The sequence below is a fragment of the Spirosoma flavus genome (genome assembly GCF_054778555.1).
On record NZ_BAAGZL010000001.1, the window covers coordinates 438,731 to 461,133 of the forward strand.

Annotated in this window: 17 protein-coding genes; 5 read left to right on the forward strand and 12 right to left on the reverse strand. The window is 46.2% G+C overall.

What is annotated here, in order from left to right:
• Positions 1–3: 3 nt before the first annotated feature.
• The 3 genes from ACYVF1_RS01775 to ACYVF1_RS01785 form a co-directional block, all read right to left on the reverse strand.
• Positions 4–1,689, reverse strand: coding sequence for a DNA cytosine methyltransferase (locus tag ACYVF1_RS01775; RefSeq protein WP_461075000.1), 1,686 nt, complete (start codon positions 1,687–1,689; stop codon positions 4–6).
• An 84-nt stretch (positions 1,690–1,773) separates the two neighbouring features.
• Positions 1,774–2,205 (reverse strand): very short patch repair endonuclease, encoded by a 432-nt coding sequence (locus ACYVF1_RS01780; RefSeq protein ID WP_461075002.1) that lies wholly within the window; start codon positions 2,203–2,205, stop codon positions 1,774–1,776.
• A gap of 516 nt (positions 2,206–2,721) precedes the next feature.
• Complete coding sequence (locus tag ACYVF1_RS01785) at positions 2,722–2,961, reverse strand: hypothetical protein (protein ID WP_461075004.1); 240 nt, start codon at positions 2,959–2,961, stop codon at positions 2,722–2,724.
• A 283-nt stretch (positions 2,962–3,244) separates the two neighbouring features.
• Here ACYVF1_RS01785 and ACYVF1_RS01790 point away from each other — a divergent pair, with 283 nt between their 5' ends.
• The gene (locus ACYVF1_RS01790; RefSeq protein WP_461075006.1) at positions 3,245–3,433 is read left to right on the forward strand and encodes a hypothetical protein; all 189 of its coding nucleotides are present in this window, start codon (positions 3,245–3,247) and stop codon (positions 3,431–3,433) included.
• A gap of 1,915 nt (positions 3,434–5,348) precedes the next feature.
• Here the strand turns inward: ACYVF1_RS01790 and ACYVF1_RS01795 are convergent.
• From ACYVF1_RS01795 to ACYVF1_RS01825, 7 genes are all read right to left on the reverse strand, one after another.
• Positions 5,349–6,044 (reverse strand): hypothetical protein, encoded by a 696-nt coding sequence (locus ACYVF1_RS01795; RefSeq protein ID WP_461075007.1) that lies wholly within the window; start codon positions 6,042–6,044, stop codon positions 5,349–5,351.
• 215 nt (positions 6,045–6,259) lie between these two features.
• The gene (locus ACYVF1_RS01800) at positions 6,260–7,015 is read right to left on the reverse strand and encodes a hypothetical protein (RefSeq protein WP_461075008.1); all 756 of its coding nucleotides are present in this window, start codon (positions 7,013–7,015) and stop codon (positions 6,260–6,262) included.
• A gap of 5 nt (positions 7,016–7,020) precedes the next feature.
• The gene (locus ACYVF1_RS01805; RefSeq protein ID WP_461075010.1) at positions 7,021–8,403 is read right to left on the reverse strand and encodes a replicative DNA helicase; all 1,383 of its coding nucleotides are present in this window, start codon (positions 8,401–8,403) and stop codon (positions 7,021–7,023) included.
• Positions 8,400–9,161, reverse strand: a complete 762-nt coding sequence (locus ACYVF1_RS01810) for a hypothetical protein (protein ID WP_461075012.1) — start codon at positions 9,159–9,161, stop codon at positions 8,400–8,402. Before ACYVF1_RS01810 ends, ACYVF1_RS01805 begins: the two co-directional genes overlap by 4 nt.
• Positions 9,162–9,209: 48 nt before the next feature.
• Entirely contained in the window at positions 9,210–9,572 is a 363-nt protein-coding gene (locus ACYVF1_RS01815) for a hypothetical protein (protein WP_461075014.1), read from the reverse strand.
• An 83-nt stretch (positions 9,573–9,655) separates the two neighbouring features.
• Entirely contained in the window at positions 9,656–10,510 is an 855-nt protein-coding gene (locus ACYVF1_RS01820; protein ID WP_461075016.1) for a hypothetical protein, read from the reverse strand.
• Between the two features lie 11 nt (positions 10,511–10,521).
• The gene (locus ACYVF1_RS01825) at positions 10,522–11,754 is read right to left on the reverse strand and encodes a phage integrase SAM-like domain-containing protein (RefSeq protein ID WP_461075018.1); all 1,233 of its coding nucleotides are present in this window, start codon (positions 11,752–11,754) and stop codon (positions 10,522–10,524) included.
• 355 nt (positions 11,755–12,109) lie between these two features.
• On the opposite strand from ACYVF1_RS01825, the gene ACYVF1_RS01830 reads away from it, so the two are divergent.
• From ACYVF1_RS01830 to ACYVF1_RS01845, 4 genes are all read left to right on the forward strand, one after another.
• The gene (locus tag ACYVF1_RS01830; protein WP_461075020.1) at positions 12,110–12,490 is read left to right on the forward strand and encodes a DNA/RNA non-specific endonuclease; all 381 of its coding nucleotides are present in this window, start codon (positions 12,110–12,112) and stop codon (positions 12,488–12,490) included.
• Complete coding sequence (locus ACYVF1_RS01835) at positions 12,420–12,929, forward strand: DNA/RNA non-specific endonuclease (RefSeq protein ID WP_461075022.1); 510 nt, start codon at positions 12,420–12,422, stop codon at positions 12,927–12,929. Before ACYVF1_RS01830 ends, ACYVF1_RS01835 begins: the two co-directional genes overlap by 71 nt.
• Before the next feature lie 508 nt (positions 12,930–13,437).
• A complete protein-coding gene (locus ACYVF1_RS01840) occupies positions 13,438–14,577 on the forward strand; it encodes a hypothetical protein (RefSeq protein ID WP_461075024.1) in 1,140 nt (379 codons plus the stop codon).
• Positions 14,578–14,827: 250 nt separating this feature from the next.
• Complete coding sequence (locus tag ACYVF1_RS01845; protein ID WP_461075026.1) at positions 14,828–15,148, forward strand: hypothetical protein; 321 nt, start codon at positions 14,828–14,830, stop codon at positions 15,146–15,148.
• 174 nt (positions 15,149–15,322) lie between these two features.
• Here the strand turns inward: ACYVF1_RS01845 and ACYVF1_RS01850 are convergent, their stop codons facing one another.
• Both ACYVF1_RS01850 and ACYVF1_RS01855 read right to left on the reverse strand, forming a co-directional pair.
• Entirely contained in the window at positions 15,323–15,625 is a 303-nt protein-coding gene (locus tag ACYVF1_RS01850) for a hypothetical protein (protein WP_461075028.1), read from the reverse strand.
• A 707-nt stretch (positions 15,626–16,332) separates the two neighbouring features.
• Positions 16,333–22,314 carry a putative Ig domain-containing protein gene (locus ACYVF1_RS01855; protein ID WP_461075030.1) on the reverse strand — a complete coding sequence of 1,994 codons (5,982 nt, stop codon included), beginning with the start codon at positions 22,312–22,314 and terminating at the stop codon, positions 16,333–16,335.
• Positions 22,315–22,403 lie beyond the last annotated feature (89 nt).

Genomic DNA, 22,403 nt, shown 5'->3' on the forward strand with positions numbered 1-22,403 from the left:
AGCCTATGTACCAGTTAACACCCGGTTAGACTGTCTAACCAGAGTATGCTGTCTGGCCTTAGTGATCTGACTGATCAGATCACTGACTGTTTCTGCTACTTGGTACGCAAGATAAGGGGGTACAGCGTTACCTACTTGGTGAAACTGAGCCGTTCGTGGCCCACAGAAAAAGTAATTATCAGGAAAGGTCTGTATACGTGCTGCTTCACGAACCGTCAAACTTCTACTTTGAGCTGGATCAGGATGTATATAATAATGTCCGTCTTTTGAGATATGGGATGTTATTGTCCGGGAGGGCTCATCCCATTTCTGTACGCAGAACCGATCACTGAATTTACCGAGATGCACACCTTCAAATACATTTTTATGAGCAGGCAACAAAGAGCGGGGGTAATCTCCTAGATGGGGGAAGCGGCCCTTAATCTGAGTATAACAGGCCGCATATAAGTAGCGCAATATGTCTTCTGACATATGTGAACGAGTTTCGTGATTACAGACACCCTTTAGCTTTGGGTCTATAAACCAGTTTGGGTTGTATGCAGGGCTGACTGCAACACTTATATAGTTACTACCTTTATTTTGTTTAGGAACCTTTAACTGTTCTGCGACCTTTTTTATATAGGATATAACCTCCTCATCAGCACCCTTCCACAACTGGTCTGAGTTCACACCTTTACGAATTGAGGATACCCAGTTATAGCCACAATCATTAATATTATCCTTCTTACCTGATAACTGACTTCGTACAGATGGTAGATCTCCGATTGCTTCCCGGACAGAGATTGTCTCTCTTTCCTTTATCAGTTTAATTTCAACATCTTTAGCCAGATCCTTCCTGACACCAAGAATAATCAGACGATGGCGTTTCTGAGGTACACCAAATTTTTCGGATTCGATCAAAAAATCCCGCTGATCAAGATTTTGCCCACCGAACAGGTTACTGAATATGGGGGGTTTTACTAGTGAAAACAGTTTGTATCCTGGATGTTCAGTATGCGCTAACGCCTGACCATTCAGGGATTCATAAGCAAGGGATGGATTTTCCAGATCACGTATGATCTGAGTAAAGATATGGTCATTTTCAACCTTAGAAGAAAGCAGTCCTTTGACATTTTCCATTACGAATACAGCTGGACGATGCACAGCCAGTATCCGGTAATACTCTCGATAAAGGTAAACCCGGGGGTCTTTTGGGTTAATGCCTTTATTTCTGGCCCTGCCCACAATAGAATATGCCTGACAGGGCGGCCCTCCGATAAGAATCCACTTGTCTGCACCATTTACTGCTGTCCTGATCCGCTTATCTATTTCTGCAGTGTCAACTCCTTTAATATCTTTGTCAAATCCAAGAATAGCCTTCCACGCCTGCTGATGTGCAATTTCATACTCAGTAGGATAAAGGTCGAAAACTTGTTGTAAATTTTTTATTTTCCCTTCCAGGAAATAGTAGTATTCTTCTGGAAGCTTATTTAGGGGAAATTGACGCAGAAACGTGCGTAATAACAACGTCTGGTGAGCGAATGGATCTTTCTCAATAGAGAGGGATACTTCAAAACGTCTGTTCAGTGAGTTATCAGAACAGGCTAATGATGAGAACCCCTCGCCTAAACCTCCCGGTCCGGCAAAAACGTCCACGACTGGTATAGGACTTTTGTCGATTGAACTAGCAACTGGAAAAATATTCTGCATTAATTTTAAAATATTGATGTATGGTGGGAGGATTTCAGCTGTACCTATATCACTTTTATTACGTTTAAGAACAGGGCAATAGGTTTATGCAGCTAGTGGCAGTTCTTTAATATGACTGAGTAATGCCTGCAGGGTTTTTTCCCGATTACTCGGCTTTAACTCACACTCATGTACTACTAGTACCCACCATCCGGACTTGATCAGTTTTACTATGCTTTCATCATCCCGCCGTCTGTTGGAATTAATTTTCTCAAGCCACCATTCGGTTCTGGTCTTCGGAATAACGAAGTATTTGCACCCTTCATGACCATGATAAAAACATCCATGAACGAAAATTACTAAATTATATTTAGGTAAAACAATATCAGGACTGCCCGGCAGCTTTTTGACATGCAGCTGATAGCGGTATCCATGTGCATGTAAGAACTTTCTTACTATTAATTCAGGCTTGGTATCTTTACTTCTAACGCGGCTCATATTGAAGCTACGCTGTTCCGGTGTGTGTACGTCTGCCATACGATGTTATCTTTCCCTGATGTGCCTCGCATATATTCACAATATGCAAGGCTTAAATTCGGCAACGCCTTTATATACAGCGCCATAATAACTTTTTTGAAACTACACTAGTCTAGTCATCAAAAACGTAAGTTTCTTTCAGTAAGACTGTTAACTTTTTTATTAAATAAACTTGTATAAATCTTCGGAAACTTACCTGTTTGTTTGTCAGTGAGTATAAGCCGAAATTTTGTGGTGTATTGCGCAGTCATATCGTTGTTTTGTTGAGTTAGGTATTTATCAGCCTATAGTTAATAGTGTTTATCGAAGTATTCTTCGCCATTTATAAATGTCCTTCTTAATTGACCCCTAAAATGTAATGTACAAACCAATTGAGATAAACTATAAGCTGTCTGAACGTTAGTAGCCTCGACATCAAACGATTGCTCATCAAAGGCGGAAAACTCACCCGTTAAGGGATTTTCACCGGGCTCGCGTACCACTCTGACCTTGTAGGTCTTTATTATAGACTCCATGTTAAATGAATTTCTCAAGTGCCCCTATTACCAATTCTTTTAAACTCTTATCCGTCTCAGCTCTTTTTACTTTTAGGCGTTTCATCAAATCGTTAGGAATCCAGACATTAAGCTGCTTGGCTTTCAAACTGGCAGGTTTCTGATCAGAAGAAATTTTCTTAACAGATGGCAGTTCCAGAGCTGTGTTTACAGGAGTCTTCGAGTTATGTAGTCTATTAACTAGCGGTATATCTTTAGTCATCGATAACGTTTGTAAATTTCTATAAATCTAGAACTCTAGACATGAATTTACAATTTAAACCATGAATAATCTATATTTTCTAATTTTTATTCTGCCTAATGTCAATTACTCTTATTAGTTCGCTATAACTACATAATTCATATCAATTAAAAGCAAATTTGGCACTAGTAATATAATATAACGTGAGGTTGTCATTACTCTGGTAGGCAGAATTAATACTATTAGCTTTCATTAACATCTCAACTGAAGGGCAAAACTCAATTGCCCTAAAATTTCGTCAAATATGCACAGTACTTATTCTTATAATGGCAATTATCTAATACAAATGCCCCTAAGTGTGCAACTAATTAATGCCGCCGGACACGGACAGCTCATAGTGGGCCTGATCCTCTCCAAGCAACTGGTTAACGATGCCCCAGGCTTGGCTATCGCTCAGAAGTTGAGTAATCACAAGCCCCTTGATCCGAGTTAGTAAGCCGGCTCTGCTTTGTAATATGAGATTTGCCTGTTAAGCCGCGCCTTTCTGGGTCAACCAACGTTTCTGGAAGCTTGCCAGCCCTTAGGCTTTATCTTGAGATGATTAGTACGGCTGTACAGCCCCGGCTACTGCTCCAACGAGGCTCAATTCATCCCATCAGCTGGTGAGAGTACAAACGTCATGGCAAACGGCTCGGTAGATATATCATTCTTACGATGGAGTCAATGAGCAAAGCAACGGCACGCAAACGCTGGTACAGCTGCTGGTCTATATAGACAATTAAGATGCTATGATTATCGACAAAACCTTTTAGCGGGATATCTATACCCAATGCTAAAAAATGAAACATTAGACTGTACTATTAGTCAAATTGCCATCTATGGCAGATTGTTCAAGGGCGAAAAATAAGTGGTTTCGTCAGTTAATATACCTGTCAACACTGTCCGGACAAGTCGTCTGTTAAAGTAAACAATCTTCAAGCTCAATTATAGTCTATGATGGATCATTGATTCTACTAGGTTACCATATATGTTAACCATTCCATCCCATAGATAATTGTTGGAGTAACTAAAACTGGCCATTAGGGATATGAGCTCAGTCACGTACTACCTTATGACTGAAGCTAACAGTTTGTAAAGGTGGTAATCAATTGTTATTCCTAAAACTCCCCTAAAATGCTAATTAATGGCTCGTGTAGATAAAACAATCCTTTTTTAGCTAAGAGCTTGCTGGGGCGGGGGTAGTAAAAAAAAGCCACTGTCAAGTGCAAACCTGGGGTACTGTCATCTCGTGACTAATGAATATGGCTTTGTATAATTCTTATAAATTTCCTTTTTCTTATTCAAAAGGCATTTTTTATAAAAAATATTTAACATTTATAACTATCATTTAGCGAATTGATAAAAATAAGCTTATTTTATTGAATATATTGTATTTAATGCGTGTCTAGTATAATAAATAACATGAAGAAACACTTCAGGGCAACTCAAATAAAAAAGGCCTTTATCAGCTCAAATTAGCAATATGTAGAAGAGCTTTTGATCAAATATGATGTTTGGGACTGTCTGTTCGTCCTTTCTATACTCAAATATATCAGCATAGTGGATATAGTAATTTTGTACATTTCTTAGGTTTTACCAATTGTTTTTAGCTTTAAATCATGCTAATGAGAAGTGTTGTAGCAATAGATCTATATCGCATTATTTCCGAGATCAAAGAGATGATTATGTTATTTACGGTAATTTTTATAAATCTTAAGCCTATTATAAAAACTCCCTTTTTAAAGCAGTACTAGTGAAATAGTGATTCGTTCTTTTGTATAACCCATCTGTAAACATTGATTCGTTACGCCTATGGTACCGTTAGACATTCCGTATTCGATCAGGCTCAAGAATTTCTGATCATAAAAATTTAAGGTACCCTACTAACTAGAATGAAAACGTCGATCATGTGCCCATTAGAATGTTTAATCGCTACATTCTGCGGATAGAGCAGAATAGTTGACAGGGGCAGAATACCCCGCTCGATTTGTTCATTCATGCTCCAATATGTGAAGCCCCCTTTAATAAACAGCGCCCCAGTCAGATAAAAGATTATTAACTGAAAGCCAGCTTTCTCAAAAGACAGTAGATGCGCCAATCGCTTTCTATCCTCACTAGGCATAGGTGGGCATTGATGACTCCTTCCTGAAGATTCGTGAATAAGCTTACCCCTTGATTGGAAAACGTGTAGTTCCTCATAGTTTAAGTCTTCCTTCCTGAGAAACATGGCGCGGGCCCAGCAAATAAGATTTTTTTGAGGAACACTGATCCGGACCCATAGGGCAGGATCGATCGACAAATCATTCGAGGTAAGTTTGGAAGAATTCATCATGTTCGATTTTCCTGACATTGCTATCAGATTATAGACTTTATTTATTGGGATCAAACAGAAGTAGTATCGCCTGAGCGTAGGACTGTACATCTTCATTCGTACTCTCAATTACGAGCAAACGGACGCGCTGGTAGAACAAATTATAGTGATTCAAACAGTCGCTAACCTTTATATCCTCCGTTTGACTTGCAGCTACTATGTCGGCTTTAATTGACTCAGGCAGTTCATCCTCGGGCACAACTACAAGGGCACCTGACTCATCCAAAATTTCATAGTGGTAAGGTGTGGGGCCATAAAAGGGATGGCTGCCCTCTCGTTGTCTGCTACGAAACTCAGCGAATCCTTGAGCGAAATTCAAAAGCTCCTGGTACCGCTCGATTTGAACTGGTAAGACATCATCCGAGTGGCCTAGCAGACAGTAGTGCAAATGATTAATGGGCTCAAAGGGAAATCGGCCATGCCGAGATGTGCGTTCTTGCCATTGGTTATGTTCGTCTATGCAAGCATCAAAATTGCCTGCCGTATAGTCAGTGCAAACTTGATGCAGCTTAGTGAGTTTACTGTGCAAATTATTGGCCTGCAACTGGGTTTTGATCAAATTGATCAACTGCTTAGCAGTGACCGTTTTAGCAGTTTTAAGCCGGTTATAAAGCTGGGCAGCGGCTGCATTCTCATAATTGGCATAGGCGCTGGCAGCTAAAATCTCTGTATGATGTAAGTTGATGAATGACATGCGATTAGTGAGTTAAATTTTGATTCGTAGATTTTCTGAAAGCCTGATTGATCTGCTCTCCACTATATTGGATGAGCTTGGTACTCTATTTTTAGACAAGTAGCTATAATGCAGACACGCAAGGTCCTAGATTAGACTTAATAAATGCGATTTGATCCGGGATTAGATTAAAGTAGTAATCATCAGAAAAGTAGTTTAGGGGTTGATACCTCTGGTTAGTCTGACCTAAACATAGGGTTGCGGGTCTCTATGTCGGATAGTGTTAGGGCGATAGAATAGAGTTTGTCTAGATGGCCATGACGCTTAAGTGCCTGTAATTTTGATTCCCCTATCTCCAATCGATAAGCCGATACATTAATAGCATACTGATAATTCAGTTGGCAATACAACAATCGCCAAACCTGCTGATGAGGTAATTTTTTGAGATGGGCATACTCGTCAACAATTGATCGTATCTGGCTATCAACTCCCAGTAGAGGTAACTTTTGTTCGGATTGAGACAGTTCCTTATCAGGGCCTGGAGTCTGAGTGATTTGTCTTAGTATTTGCTCGATTGCCTTCAGGTGGACGAGCACATCGAGATTTCGCTGGACAAGAATTGAGATCAGCTCATCCGGACTGACTGGCTTAGGCAGTTGTCGTTGAGCCAAAATTTGATGAAAAACTTGCCGATAAACGTCAAATATGGCTGGTATTCGGCTCGCAATGAAAAATTCTAAACAGGCAACTGTGAGCTTATATTCTATAGAAGGTCTACCTTTTGATTTTTCCGGTGACATGCGGATAACCTGATAATGAACGCCTTGATGACCATATTTCTTTAGAACGCGAACAAATTCATCCTTGCGCTCGAATGCTAAGGGCCACACATCACTCATGGCTACTGGGTATTGTTCACCGGATTGAGTCAATTCGAGAATCTTTTGAAAATATTGCCGAATGGAGCTGGGATTGCTGAAGGCCGTTTCCATAATTGTTAGAAGTTTGGTTCGGTTGATAGTACTTCATTAGAGTTGAAAAATCGATTCGTCGGCGCATCGTAATGAACAATCAAAGGCCCATTTTTTCCAGGAGCAGCTCCTGGCTGGGTAGGCTTACCGTTACGGAGCTTAAGCGCGTGAATCTCCAACGTTTGTTCCGTGGTAGAACCATCAGTATAATTCAGGTTGTTACGATGTGGGTTAAACAGCATTAAGACGTTATTAGCGTCCTGTTCCAGATTACCACTTTCTCTGAGATCGCCGAGTACCGGGCGTTTATCCCAGCCTACTCGCTTTTCACATTCGCGGCTCAACTGCGATAATCCGACGACGACCATTCCCGTATCCTGGGCTAATGCTTTGAGCGAATTCGATACTTCACTTACCCGATCGTAGGATTTGACGTAGCGACTATCGCGGACTAGTTGAATATAATCGACCGCCAATAGTGTTATACCGTGACGGCGGTGCCACTCCCGGGCTAAGGAAAGAAGTTCAGGTAATTGAATCGACGAGTCACGAATATGTAAAGGCATAGTGGTTAACAAACCAATGTGTTCGTGGATGACGGCCATGTCTATACGCTTACCTTGCTGAAGCTCGAAATTGGAATAGCCGCTACTATGGGCTAAGGCACGACGTAAGACTTCGCGGCCTTTCATTTCAAGAGTAAACAGCCCAGCCGGTTGTTGTAATACCAGGAGGTGATGTAATAGCCAGTGAAGCAATAGCGCACTTTTGCCAGTTGCCGGGCGAGCAGCCAGAATAACCAGATTGCCACGCTCAAAACCACCCGTTCGCACGTCAAGAATGGAGATGCCGGTTGTCAACCCCGATGCTTGGCCTCGTTGGCGAGCGTCGAGGTCGGCCAATACCTCGGAAAGGTACTGTTCCGGCCCCTCCTCTTCCGACATGGAGAGTTGTGCCATTATCTGGTCTAAATCGTCCTGTATATGGTTCAGCATTAAGAGCGGATCAGCCGAAGGGTCTAAACATGTTCTAGCTAGCTTACATCCGTAGGTATGTAAATACCGGCGCATGGCTAACTGAAATAAAATCCGACACTTCACTTCGAAGTTTCCCGGTACTCCCTGGCCAATAATTTCGGAAATGTCCAGAGCCGATAACTCATCCTGTAGCTTATTCTTGCGGAGGTAATTCGTAATTACACTAAGCTCAACGGTTAAGCCTGACTGATAAGCGGATGCAATCGCCTGGTAAAGGACTTGATGTTTACGAGTATAAAAAGCGGAGGCTTTAGGCAAAAAGCGAAGTAAATCATAGGTTAATTTAGGCTCGGCTAGTACCGATCCCAATATGCTACTCTCAAGTTCCTCGTCAACATTAGCAAGGTAATTGGGTATGAGTTGAGTATTCATCGGATTTCAGCGAGTTGTTGGGGGCGAGGTGAGTCAATAGCAAGAGAGGGAGTAACACTCCTATATCGTATATCAGTTTTGAGTTCAAATAACCCTTGCCAACCTTGGCAAATGCTTTGCTCAATCATGGCAATCGCCTCGATTTCGCTATACTGGGCCAGTACCTTCAGTTGCTGAGCAACAGTGGTTGGTGTAATCGGTTTCTTCAGTTCTCGTCTAAACTTCTCCCAATCCTGCCACGCCGTTATGAAGGCTTCCGACTTATAGCGAAAGCTGGAAAGCAGTTGGTTAACCTCGACCCTTTGGGGGGATTGAGGGGGAGAAGTTGTTTTATTAGTTTTCCTTCTTTTATTAGTTTTAGTTGTTTGCACTGCAATTGCAGTTGTATTGCAGGGTAATTGCGTTTCTGCAATAGCGTCACCGGGCCTAATTGCATCGCTATTGCAGTGTTTTTGCAGAAATGCATTTGCGAGTTTTACCTTCGTGCCATATCCTTTGGTTCTCGTTAAGATGTCGATTATACCCCAATCCGCTAAATTGTCGATCGCTTTTGCCAACGTATGTTGAGAGCCAATAAAAGTCATCTGCATTGTATAGAGGACAGGTAAATCTAGAACCTCACGTTTAGTTCGATTACGTAGCTCACATATCCACGTATACAAGCTTAAATGATATGGCTTACAATGCAGTTGCATGTGCTGGTTTTGATCCACCTCAGCATACAAAGCTTTTTGCAGCTCGTATCCAGTTCCGACCATGACTTAGCTCATAAATTGGTGTTTACCCACTTCCAATATGGACTGAGGTTATTTAATTGAATTCCACTTTGCCTGTCTTTTGGTTAACTGCTGATTGAATTGAAGTTCAGCGGCTTGGTCGATCTTATTCATATCAACAGCCTGACGTATATGGCTGCGTAACCAATTCAATACCAGGTTTTTGTCGTACAAAACTCGTTTGCCGAGCTTGATAGAGGGTATTTCGCCAGATGCGCTTTTTAGGCGTAGAGTGCTTGCAGGGACACCAGCGCAAGTCGTTGTTAACCACTTAAAATCGCCGAAGGTATCAGTATGAGTCGTAGGCGGGGTAAGAGGGGTATGTTTTAAGTCGAGAAGCAGGTTCTCAATATTTGTTAACCGCCGTTCTAGTATTTCGAATGGATTGTTCATTGATTGCACCGGTTTAGTTTTGACTGGTGCAATATTAGGCACAGGAATAAGTGGTTAGGGTTAGGTTAGGCTAACCAAATGGGCTAACGTGTTTTGATTGTATTCAATTCATCCAACGCCATGGCCTTAGCCTCAGGAAAATTTTCAAGCATTATGATGGCTTTTTTTATGTGAGCTAGATTCTCTTTTACCATTCTTTCATCTGTCTTTTGTAATCTAAGAAAGTGGATCTGAAAATTTTTCCATGATAAACCATACGGCATTACAGCATTTTTATATTCGCTTACCATTTTGCCAGATTGAAATTCAGCTATATTTTTTTTCTTTTGACCGTAGATATAAAATAAGGCTAACGCTTCCTGCGTTACTTCTGCTTTGTTAGTTTTCGGTTTTGTTATCTTACTTTCTTTACTCGTTTTATTATTTGCACAGCTGACGTTAAACATCCTGGAACCTGCATTAATTATTTGAATTGCCTTCTTTAGCATGAGTGCCTGCTGTGAGAATGAATTGCCGTAATAGTAGGCATGAAATTTCGGGTATTTAGGGGCATTTACTGTTTGGTATAATTTATGCCCTAACTCATCTAACGGTTTAATTTGTGCTTCATAAGCTGGACAACGCTTTTGAAGTTCAGCGAAAATAGCGGCTAACTCTTGTCTACGTTCTTCTCTATCAGTAGAACCCAAACTCAGAGATCTTACTTTAACTTTTGCAGCAAACTCCCTCCAAAGCCATCTATAACCTTCCACAATGGCAAACATCGGCGGCGCATTTCGACTAGGGTGGTGTTTTTCGTAATAATATATTATTGTTTCAGTGACAGGTGTGCTGGCATGTGGTACAGACGGAGGATAGGCTACTAATCTATCTGGGCTTATAGCTTTAAGGAGGTATTCCAAAGCCTGCTCAAAGGTTATTTCTTTACTAGCGTCCATGAATTCTCAAGTTAGAGATGATCAAAAGCTTCATCAATTAATTCATTCTCAAACGAAGCCAAGTAGGTCTGTGTGATAGCTTCTGTTTTATGTCCCATCGATTCGGAAATAATGGCCGTTGAAACGCCTGAATGCTTTAATGCTGTCGCAAACGAATGCCTAGCCACGTAGGTTGTCAAGGGGGTTTCAATACCTGCTAACTGACCAATTGCCTTCAAATCCTGATTGACCTGCCCTTTGATTTTATGGAGACGATTAGCAATCTGAACGGGACTCTGATGCTTCTCTGGATTGAGAATGCCGAATACATAAGAATCTGGGCCGATAAACGTAAATGGTCGGTAATAATTCAAAATAGCTAATGCCTTATTGGAAAGCTTAAGATTGAAGAGTCCACCGGTTTTCTGCCGAACATACTGTAGGCGGCCCCCCTGGACATTTCGCCAGCGTAACTGCGCCATATCCACATAGTTAATCCCACCGCCAAAGTAGCTATATAAAAACAAATGCTTGGCTAATAATAGACGCGGGGTAGACACCTCGACGTCTTCAATAGACCGAATTTCGTCTTTAGTGATGGCCCTTTTTCGTGTCGATAGATCGAACTTGGCTAGGCTGAATTTATCTCGTTCAGCCACATTCCGGCTAAACGGATATAAATCGGCTGGTAATAATTTTTCGCCAATAGCCCGGTTAATAGCCGCCCGAAGTGTTCGAAAATAAACGCTCATAGTTGTTTCGGAACATCCTTCACTTCGAAGGTGCGTCTCAAAGCGGTTGAGAAAGGAAACGTTGACGCTGGACAACGGACAATCTTTATCATGCAGGAATTTGGATAAGACTCGGCGTGTATCTCGATATACATTTGAATTACCGACCTGCTTGGCTTGTTGTAATTGCTCAACAACGTTTTGCAGGTGATCTAATAGCATAACTCCTCCACGCTCTTTCTTCGGCTTTTTACTCGCTTCCGTCACCGCGTCAATAATCATGTCGATGGTGAACGGGAGGCTGAGGTCTTGTAAGCGTTTGGCAGCATCAGCATACGTAGTTTCCCACTTTTTAATAAGGGCTAACAGGCGCTTCTGTTCAGGATGACTACGGCGAGGTAATTCTTTGTCAGCATCCCATAATGCAAGGCTACAGCTCTCACCAAGGGATATATATTTTCGGCCGCCATCTTTAGTAATGCGAAGGCGTAATGGATGTGAGCCATCAGCTAATGTCTTGCTAGTGTATAGCATAACTTTAACCTGGGGCAACCGCTCGGTAGGCAGATAATTGGAGACCATTACTATCGGTGTACATTTTAGTGTACATAAAGGTATGTAAATAACCCGTATTATCCAGTAATGACCAGTAAAATAATATTGTTCAATTTATTGATTTTCAAAGCCGTAGAGATAGGCGAGTATTATCCAATACAAAAAGTTACTTGCCTTACAAGCAGAGGGTCGGCGGTTCGAACCCGTCAACTCCCACAATGATAACGAGGTACTTACGACGTGAAATTGTGAGTACCTTTTTTGTTTGATACACAGCACGACTCTTAATGAAGATGAAGACTAGTCGCTAGTCCTATTGCCCTTCTGCAACGGTATGGCTATTGATTTCACGCTCATTCTGAATGCGTGTAAAGAGCCATCAGTCAATGCTCCACGGAATACCACGCCCACCCGTGACGATAATATGGCGCTGGGTAATCCCGACAGTGCAAAGCCAGTGGAGAGTAGCCCCAACGCTTACTTGGTTACCCGGCCCACCTATTTTCTATCCTACAACAATTCCACTAGCATCGCTAACTGGTGCAGATGGCATCTGTCAGCGGCCTGGAAAGGATCGGTTTCTCGCTATGCTAGTAACTTCATTCCTGATCAGTCATTAACTTCCTCCTGGTATCAGGTTAAACATGCTGACTATACCAATACGGGTTTTGACGGCAGCGGCCGACCGTCGTGGCCACCTGTGCCCTTCGGATGATCGGGACAGTACAGAAGAAGAAAACAGAACTACGTTTATCCTGACTAACATCGCACCCCCGGCTCCACAGTTAAACCGGCAATGCTGGCTACGATTAGAGGATTACTGCCGGGACCTGGTTATTAAGGGCAATGAACTATATATCATTGCGGGCACAGCAGGCAGGGGTGGACAGGGAGACAACGGCAAGGCCAGCACGTTAGCCAGTGGTAAGCTAAGGGTTTCTGCTTCGCTCTGGAAGGTGATTGTAGTGCTGCCTGTGGGTTCAGATGATGTAAGCCGAATCAACGCTCAGAAGCGAGTTATTGCGGTCTGGCTACCGAATACCAATGCAGCCGGAGTCCAGCCGTGGGGGAATTACCGGGTCAATGGGGTGAGATTGAAAAGCAGGTTGGGTATGAATTGCTGTCTAATGTATCCCAGAGTGTGCAACAGGTAGTAGAGTCCAGAGTTGGTCAGACGACTATTCAGTAGGTTGTTCTACGTAGTTACGGCTATCACTATTTTACTTGATTAACTCCACTTTGGCTTAAAAGGCTGTTCTTATATAATCTCTGTCTTTTTCGTCGCTGTCAGAAAAGGCCCCCTATACACACCTTTTTATAAATTTTATCCACAGGCTTCTAGAATTGGCTGTGGATAAAATTTATAAAAAGGTTTTTTCTGGCTTTTGCATGGACCCTGTGAGTCGCTTTTCGATGCGTGATTAAATGTTACTAATATGACTCCGCATTGGGTATAAAAGCCGATTGAGCGCTACAATGCTACTCTTGCTGACGTCTGATTTTAGGTACAAAAAATAAAAAGATGTTTTTGAGCCTACATTTCTACACAGCCTGCATAGTCTACACCTTCCAATTAGGCATCTTTTGTGTCTGTCAACACAATATCTTCTTGTTAATTCACCTTATTTTATATTTTGGCACTTCTCCTGATCAATTTACTTCATGAAACACCTGTTTACGCTTCTGTTTTTAATGCCTTTTTTTTGCCTTGGGCAAACGAATTTAGTATTCACAACGCCCAACTCAAATTCCCCAGGTAATCGCAATACTCTGATTGGACCTGGTGCAGGTAATCCCAATGGGAGCGGATCTGGTAATGTATTTATTGGAGACACAGTAGCCACTGGTTTTACTAATGGCTTTTATAATATCTTCATAGGCGGTGGAGTAGCAGGCAACCAAACGTCAGGTGTGGCTAATGTCTTTTTAGGGTTTAATACTGGTAGAAACAATACCGGCAGTTATAATTTCTTCCAAGGTTATTATACGGGCGTTGAAAATACGTCTGGTTCCAATAATATCTTTCTGGGGAGAGAGACCGGTACTACCAATACAATAGGTGGTGGTAATACATTTCTTGGCTACCAAACGGGATTCAGAAATAACTCAGGAAACTACAATGTTTTTTTGGGCAACCAGGCCGGGTATAATAACCAGTCTGGGGCTAATAATATTTTTATTGGTCCTTCTGCAGGCAATACCATCACAACCGGAAGCTACAATATAATGTTAGGGGCAAATGCACGCACTACTAACAACAACCTCTTAAATGCAGTCGCGCTTGGCACAGATGCGCGTGTCGCTTTAGATAACGCCATCGTATTAGGCAATCCTGACAACTCTAATATCGCGGTAGGCATCGGCACCGATTCGCCTCAGTTCCCCCTCGACGTACGGGGGACAATTAATCTACGCAATAACGGCCGGATCAAATTTGCTCATCTCAGCAATCCGTTACGTAACGGTACCACCGACCGCTTCCTAACGGTGAATGAACAGGGCGAAACCGAGCTAGCTCGTTACCGGCTAAGTATTGATAATGTGAATCAGTGGAGCGATAAGGTATTTGAAAAGGACTATGCACTAAAGCCATTAGCTGAAGTTGAAACCCACATCCAGCAACATGGCCATTTGCCGAACGTACCTTCTGCCAAGCAGGTAGTTGAGGAAGGTATTGATCCGGCCAAAATGGACGCCAAGTTGCTGGAGAAAATTGAAGAATTGACCCTATATAGCATTCAGCAGCAGAAACGGATCGATCAGTTGGAACAACTCTTAAAACAAGTGCTGATAAAGAAGTAATAACCTTTCTTACTTACAGACAAAGCCCTGCCAGTTACGACAAGGCTTTTGTGCTAGTGGGAAGAAGAGCCATTGATCACCCGAAAATCCTTTCCTCTTACCTACTCGTCAAGCCATGAACACGCAGCAATTCCTTTACCATCAAACGCCAACGCATTGCACCGGCCCTCCTGTTGAATTACCCGCGTAGCTTAACCAGTTCCTTATTCAGGATGCATAACCCTCTAGGGTATATCTGGGTTATGGAGGTATGAAAAATGAATCGTATTCAAATCTGATGGACTGGACCACTAGTCAAATAGGCCATTATGCCATGACAGGCTATGTACTCAAAGAAGTTAATGAGCCTGCTACTGACCAGCTTTCACTTATTTTAGCCGAGTACCATCAAAAAGAATCAATTGCTGAGGTACTGATATCGACAGAAGGGAATTCATATCAGGCTGAGTTTATGCTCCTGCCAGGTAAAGAAGGGCCAAGTCCCCAACAATTAATGTTAAAAACTACCGATCTTGATACGCTGATTGGCTGGCTTTCTACAGGCAATACATCTGAACTGGAAGCTGAATAAGATAATTGATTAGTGATAGGGGCCTTTGTTACGTTGGTTACTTATCGGCAGTTATTGGTCATAAACAGCCCCTTGCCTAACAAAAAGGTTGTGATATCGAATGTACTTGCTAAAAACCAGATAGCGGCTTATTAAAATCAAAAAGCCCCCATTAGTAAAGGAAGGTGCTCTTGTCTACTTCTTCTCCAGTAGCTGTTTAACCAGTGCCTTGAGTTCGTCGATTTTAGCTTGCTGTTTTTGTTCTCTCGCTTTTGATTCTTTCTCTAACTGAATGCTATACAGGGTCAGCTCCTCAATTTTTTCCAACAATTTAGCGTCCATCTTCGCTACATCAATGCCCTTCTCAACCACTTCTTTGGCAGAGGGCACTCCCGGCAGGTGTTTATTGGTTTTGATGTACTGCTCCACCTCTGATAGCCTCTTCAATTGATACGTGTCATCAAACACCTTATCACTCCAATCAATCGTATTCTTCACGGCTACCTTCACCTTCTCGGTCAAGATGCCATCCTCCACAAACAGCTTGTAACCCGATGGGTACGCACTACGTTACTACCAATAATGACCGCATCGTTCTGAGTGCTTTGCAGATACGAGCCCTTCCGCTGCCAGAAGCTTTCGCTAACGCCTTCGCGGGCTGAGCTATTGAGGCTGCCTAAGATCACATCACCAGCCGCATTAACGGTCAGAAACTTGTACTGATTAGTTACCGAAGCTGGGTGGGGGCTTGAGCGTACGTAAAAACAGGAACTAAAACGAGAAGTAGTACTAGGTATTTCATTCAATAGTTTCGAGTTGCACACTGATAGCACCAGTGTTATATGGCTTGTCATACATCTGTTGATGCTTGTCAAAGCTAACAGGTCGCTAAGGGAAAGACAGATGTGAGCTTATTAAGCGGCCAAAAACTTTTTACTTGGCTAGTCAATGATTGCTCGTTCAGAAATAAACAGAAAAAAGAAAGGGCCACGTTTTAAAGGCAACCTTTTGCTTCTTCCTAAGCCCTTAACCGAACAAGGTTTACAAAATATCTACACTACCCTGTTATATGGCTATAAATAACTTTTGGCCAATACATAAGAGACGGGTGCCTGAGGTGGTTTAGCGACAATGATTGAACACAAAACAGCCAGACCAAAACTGGACTGGCTGTAAACACCCTATTAGGTTCTTCGACTAAAATTCTATTTCTGCACTAGTCGCAATATCTGTCGCTGTTGAGCCGTGCGAACTTCCAATAGTAGCACTCCCGCTAAACGATCTACCGACAGGCTGACCCGCTCTCTATCCGTTGCCCGCTCAATCTGCTGACAAGCGAGCCGGTGACCTTGCAGATTCAGCAGCTCGGCTGTCACTGCCTGACCCGCTACCCCGCTAATTTCAACCTCTACACTGGAACCCGTCAGCGGGTTGCCCAGCACCTTCACCTGTAAGCCCGTGCCTGCTTCAGCTACACCTTGCCGGGCTTGAGAGGCACAATCGGCTAGCCAGTTATAATCGTAGCTGGTCTGAGTTCCGCCCTGCTGAGCCCGCAGCCGCAGCGTCTGATTATCGGTGTAGAGCTGCAAGGTGTACGGGCCCGGATCAGTCGTGGGCAACAACTCATTGACCACCGAGAAACTAACCGGTGCGCCACTCGAACCACTGTACTGGGGCTGGAAAGTCAGCTGCCGTCGGTTAGCTCCGATCACTACACAGCTTAGCGTCTGTACCCCACTGAGGGCAAAGCCTACCGGCGCATTGGCGGGCAGCACCATCAGTAAAAACGTAGTACTCACGCTCAAGCCCTGAGGGTCAGTAGCGGTTACCGTCACAGTGCTGATGCCTGTCACACTCGGTACACCGCCGATCTGGGCAGGCGGACTAAAACTCAGCCCCGCTGGTAAGCCACTGACCGATAAGCTCAACGTAGTGGGCGTCTCATTATCGGTAAAGGTCAACTGAGGAATTGTATAGCCAAACGCCTGACCGACTCTAGCCACCTGATTGGTCAGCGGCTGGTTGACCCGCGGGGGCGTGTTGGGAGCAGGACTCGAACAGGCCGCCAGCCAGTCATAGCGGTAACTCGTTTCTCCCGGTGTGCCGCTCTGACTAGCCTTCAGCACAATGCTAGGGTTGTCATTATAAAGTTGCAACGAATATGGCCCCACATTGGTGGTGGGGAACAACTCGTTCACCACGGAAAAACTGATGGGCGCTCCCGTAGTACCGCTGTAAACCGGCGTGAAGCTGATCGCATAGCGGTTAGCCGCAATCTGCTGACAGTTATTAGTCGTTACGCTGGCAATGGCGAAAGTACCACCCCCTGGAGCCGTTTGCACCACCAGGCTAAACGTAGTTGACGCATTCAACCCACCTGGGTCGGTCGCGGTTAGGGTGACAGTGGTGGCGCCCGGCTGAGTAGGCGTACCCGAGATCACCCCATTCGCCAGGGCCAGTCCAGCGGGCAGGGGGCTACTGGTTAGACTCAGACTGTTCGGCGTCTGGGCATCGGTGAACACGCTGCCCACATTCAGACTGAAGGGCTGATTCTGGGTAGCTGTCTGGTTAGCCACCGGATTAGCTGCCGTAGGCGGGGTATTACCCGAAGCGGGCTGCACCACCGTCAACTGGAAGGTAGTCGTCACCGCCAAACCACCGGGGTCGGTCGCCGTCACGCTCACGCTGCTAGCGCCTGCTGTCGTGGGAATGCCGCCGATCTGATTAGGTTGGCTAAAGGTCAGGCCCGCCGGTAAGCCTTGGACTGAGAGCGTCAAACTTTGGGGCGTTTCATTGTCGGTAAAGGTGAGCTGCGGAATGCGGTAACCGAAGGCTTCGCCCACTTTGGCTGTCTGATTGGGGATGGGCTGATTCACCCGGGGGGCGGTGTTGGGCTGAGCCGTGCCACAGGCGGCTAACCAGTTGTAGGTAAAGGAGGCCTCGCCAGCATTGCCCGTCTGCTGGGCTTTTAATACGATGACCGGATTGTCGGTATAGAGCTGCAGCGTGTAGGGTCCGGGTGCCGTGGTGGGGAAGATCTCATTAACCACTGAGAAGCTGATGGGCCCGCCGTTGCTACCTGTGTATTGGGGCGTGAAGCTGATCACGTAGCGATTGGCAGCGATCTGCTGGCAGTCGTTGGTGGTGACGGCCGAGATAGCCAGGGGACCACTGGGAACCGCCGGAATCACCGTCATTGAGGCCACCCCCTGGCAACTGCCCGTCGTACCCGTCACCGAATAGGGGCCCGCCGTGCTGACTACAATAGCGGTGGTGCTGGCCCCGGTGCTCCAGACGTAGGACGTAGCACCACTGGCCGTTAACGTAGCACTTTGGCCCTGAGCAATGGTCTGAGAGGGGTTGGCTGAAATGCTGACCATAGGCATGGTGTTATCCTGGCCTACCGTCGTGGAAGCCGTGCCTGAACAGCCGTTGCTATCAACCGCCGTTACCGAATACACGCCCGCCTGGTTCACTGTCGCTGTGCCGCTGCTGGCTCCCCCCACCTGGGAGGCTCCGGCACTAAACTGATACGTACTGCCTCCACTAGCCACCAGATTGACCGTGGCTTTGGTGCAACTCAAGGGACCGTCGTTCGTCAGGCTAGCCGTGATGGTGGGACAGGATACCACGAAATTGGTGGGGTCGCCAACAGCAGCCGTGTTGGGGTCGTCGGTGAGGGCCGAGGAGTCGTTGGTGCCGTTGCCGTCGGTATCATAGCGGATGCTGGCCTGGTTGCTCACCGTCTGGGTAGCGCTGCCTGCTCGGATGGTGGCCGTGATGGTGATGGTGACGCTGCCATTAGCGGCTATACTCCCATTCCAGGTAACGGTGTTCGTGCCGGTGATAGCCACGGCCGTACCGGCAGACGATGAGGCCGATACCAGGAGTAAGCTGGCGGGCAGCACATCGGTCAGTTCATTGCCCGGATTATCGTTCTGGGACGATGAGCTGGTGTTGGAAAGTACAATGGTGTAGGTAACTGTGCCGCCGGGAACAAACGAGCCGGAGACGGTCTTGGTACCGGTGATCATAACCGCCTGGTTGACGACCAGATTATACGTAGTACTTGCTCCGGAGCAGCCGTTGGCATCCGTAGCCCGCACGGTGATGGGGAATCTGCCACTCTGAATAGGCGTGCCGCTCAGCACACCGGAGGTGGCCAGCGCTAGCCCACTGGGCAGCGTGCCCGAGGCCACACTGAAGCTGTAGGGCATCTGGCCTCCGCTGGCAGTGAATTGCTGGTTGAAAGCCACCCCCTGTATGGCAGTCGTCACCGCTGGATTACTCACACTAATGGTAGCCGTAGTGCTGCCCACTGACGTAGTGGTGCTGCTCACGCAGCCGCTAGAGTTAGCCACCGTGACCGTGTAGGTATCGGGCGTGTTGACCTGCACCGTACTGGCTGAGCCCGGGGTGCCAATGGTGCCGCTGCTGCTGGTAAAGGTATAACTGCTGCCACCCGAAGCCGTCAACGTGACGGTAGGTTTGATACAGGTAATTGGGCCGTCGTTGGTGAGAGTAGCTACCGGGGGCGGATTAATCGTCACGGGAAGATTTCCACTGGTGGTTTCCTGTCCGTTGCTAACCACGCGAAGCACGAAATTTCTTGAGCTTGGGGCGTCATAGTCTATTCCCGCGAATACGCGGCTGCCATTGTCCGTGGCGGTGCCAGAGTACGTACCGGTTGAAATCGTTTCGGTCAGCGTGTAGCTGTAACCGCCCGAGACGTTGCCGATGGTAGCGCTGATAAATAATCTCGACCCCACGCAGGCGGGCGTAGGGCTTGCCGCAAAGTCGGTGATAGTCGCCGGCGGATTCACCACTGACAGACTAAAGGCGGTGGAGGTAACGCTGTTGCAGGAGCCGGTAACCACCAGTGAGTAAGAACCCGCATCGGCGGTGGTGGCGGAGGGAATGCTTAATGTCGCCGAAGTCTGACCTGAGACGGGTGTGTTGAGATTGTTTTTGTGCCACTGGTAGGCGGTGGCTGAGCCTGTGACATTCACGGGAACAATGACTGGGCTGCCCGCCGTCACACTGCTGGCCGAGGGTGGCTGCTGGGTGATGGCCACAGGCGGGGCCGAATTTCCCTGGTATTCATAAGCACCGATGTCAATCGTGCCGCCGAAAACGCGGGTGTTACCCGCCAGATCGGTGGTGGCAGTGTTGTCGGCGTTGTTACCGGCGTTGATGGCTACTGAGCAGGGGCTCAACTGGTAGTTACCCGGTCCGACGAAGGGGGAGCCGATTGCGGTTAGGTTGTTAACCCCCGTTACATCACCCTCACCCGCCCCGATCAGACAATAGTTGGCTGTAACTTTCGAGTTAGCATCTTGGTTGACTACTGACTGATTGGCGGCCTCCTGATTATCCCACAAGATCGTATTCGTAAGCGCAACTTGGCTGTTGCTATCATTAAATAGCGCGGCCCCGCTATTAGTACTATTGGTAGCCCGGTTGGCCGTTAAGGTGCAATTAATCAGTGTCGCGCTGGAATTACGGGAACTATACATGCCGCCCCCTGTGAGCGTAGAATTACTACTCAGCTGACAGTTGATCAATATGAGCTTACCATTATCGTAGTTCGTTATTCCCCCACCCAGACCTCTACTTGAGTTAGCTCGAATGATACAGTTGATAAGTGTAGGATTGCCATTGCCCTCATTTTCAATACCTCCCCCACCTAAGACACCTTGGCTAGTATTATTCTCAATGACGCAGTTACTCAACCTGGGCGTGCTGTTGATAATAGTTAACCCACCCCCACTACGCTGTCTGGCATTATTGCTGCTGATGAGGCAATTAAGCAGATTAGCCGTACCTGATCCCATAATAAAAAGCCCGCCCCCATCATTTATTGCCTCATTGCTGGTAATGAGGCAGTTACTCAGCGTCGGGTAACTGTTAATAAGGCTAACGCCACCACCTACAGATGCTACTTGGCCGCCTGTAATAACAACACCGTCCAGCACAGCAGAGTTATCAAGTCCATTATTTCTGTTGTTAACCACTGATTGAGTCGTTAGAGTCGTACTGGTCAGCGTCGAGGTAGACGGTGAGCCCGATACAGGGTTGACAGCAGGCCGCTGGGTAAAATCGGATTCATTGCCGATAAAGCCGCCATAGATGGCTACCCCGTTCTTCATCACGAACGAGCCGTTGTTCTGGGTGGTGGTATAGCGTCCTGTGGCCACCCAGACCTGCTGGACGCCGGGAGCATCGATCTGGCTCTGTAAGTCCCCGCTGGCATCGTCCCAGGAGGTACCCTTACCCGTGGCGTCCTGTTTGACGTAGCGAATGGGGTAGACTGTATAGCTGATGATAACCACCCCACTTCCGGAGTTGCCTTGAGTAGCGCCATTGCGTGAAAATAGAAGCGTGCCCGCATTGAATGAGCCGCCACCACCCCCAACGCCACGCGATCCACCTCCACCACCTGAGTAGCCTCCCCCACCGCCACTGCTACCGACGACAGTACCCCCAGAATCGGTACCGCCACCGCCCCCAAATCCGCCATTGCTTGTACCTGTTCCACCACTTCCACCGTTTAGGAAAGATCGACCCCCAGAACTAGAAACGCCACCGTTGGCCCCATTGCCCAAAAAGCCCCCACCTCCACCACTTGTGGCAGTTGCTTCGCCACCTAAACCATTGATACCTCCCGGGATGTCCCCCGCAAGGTTAGAATAGCCTACACCACCAGATGTGCCGAGCTGTCCATGCTTAGTAATACGATCAACACTGCCTAGCGATGCACCACTTCCTCCCCCTGCAATAACAAGTGGAGTGGGCGTGGCAGCACTGGAAGGAGGCCCCACAACAAACGAACCGCCCCCGCCCCCAGCTCTACCATTAAGCCTCTGACCAGCTAGGATACTTAAGTTCTGACCGGGAGTAACGTTTACCAAGGCCGCGACGATGGCCCCTTTCCCAGCAGGAGCAACGCGATTAGATACATCACCACCCTCAGCCCCACGTGCTTCGATGGTGAGCGAGGTGATACCCGTTGGAACGGTGAAGGTCTCAATCGAGCCGGTGTAGGTGAAGCTACGGGTTACGCTAACTGCTCCATTCTGAGCCCATAGAGAGGTAGCTGTATTTAATAAGAAAAACAGGAGGCCCGCCAGCCGCAGCCAGTCAGTAGTACCCCTCCGGAATGAGTGAGAAGTAGTCGTTGAGAACATAGAAGAGGAGCCGGTGATTATGTATTGCCTGCTCGGGCGCAAAACTATATTCAGGAAGGAGCGGGGGGTTAGGACAAATGTTACATGCC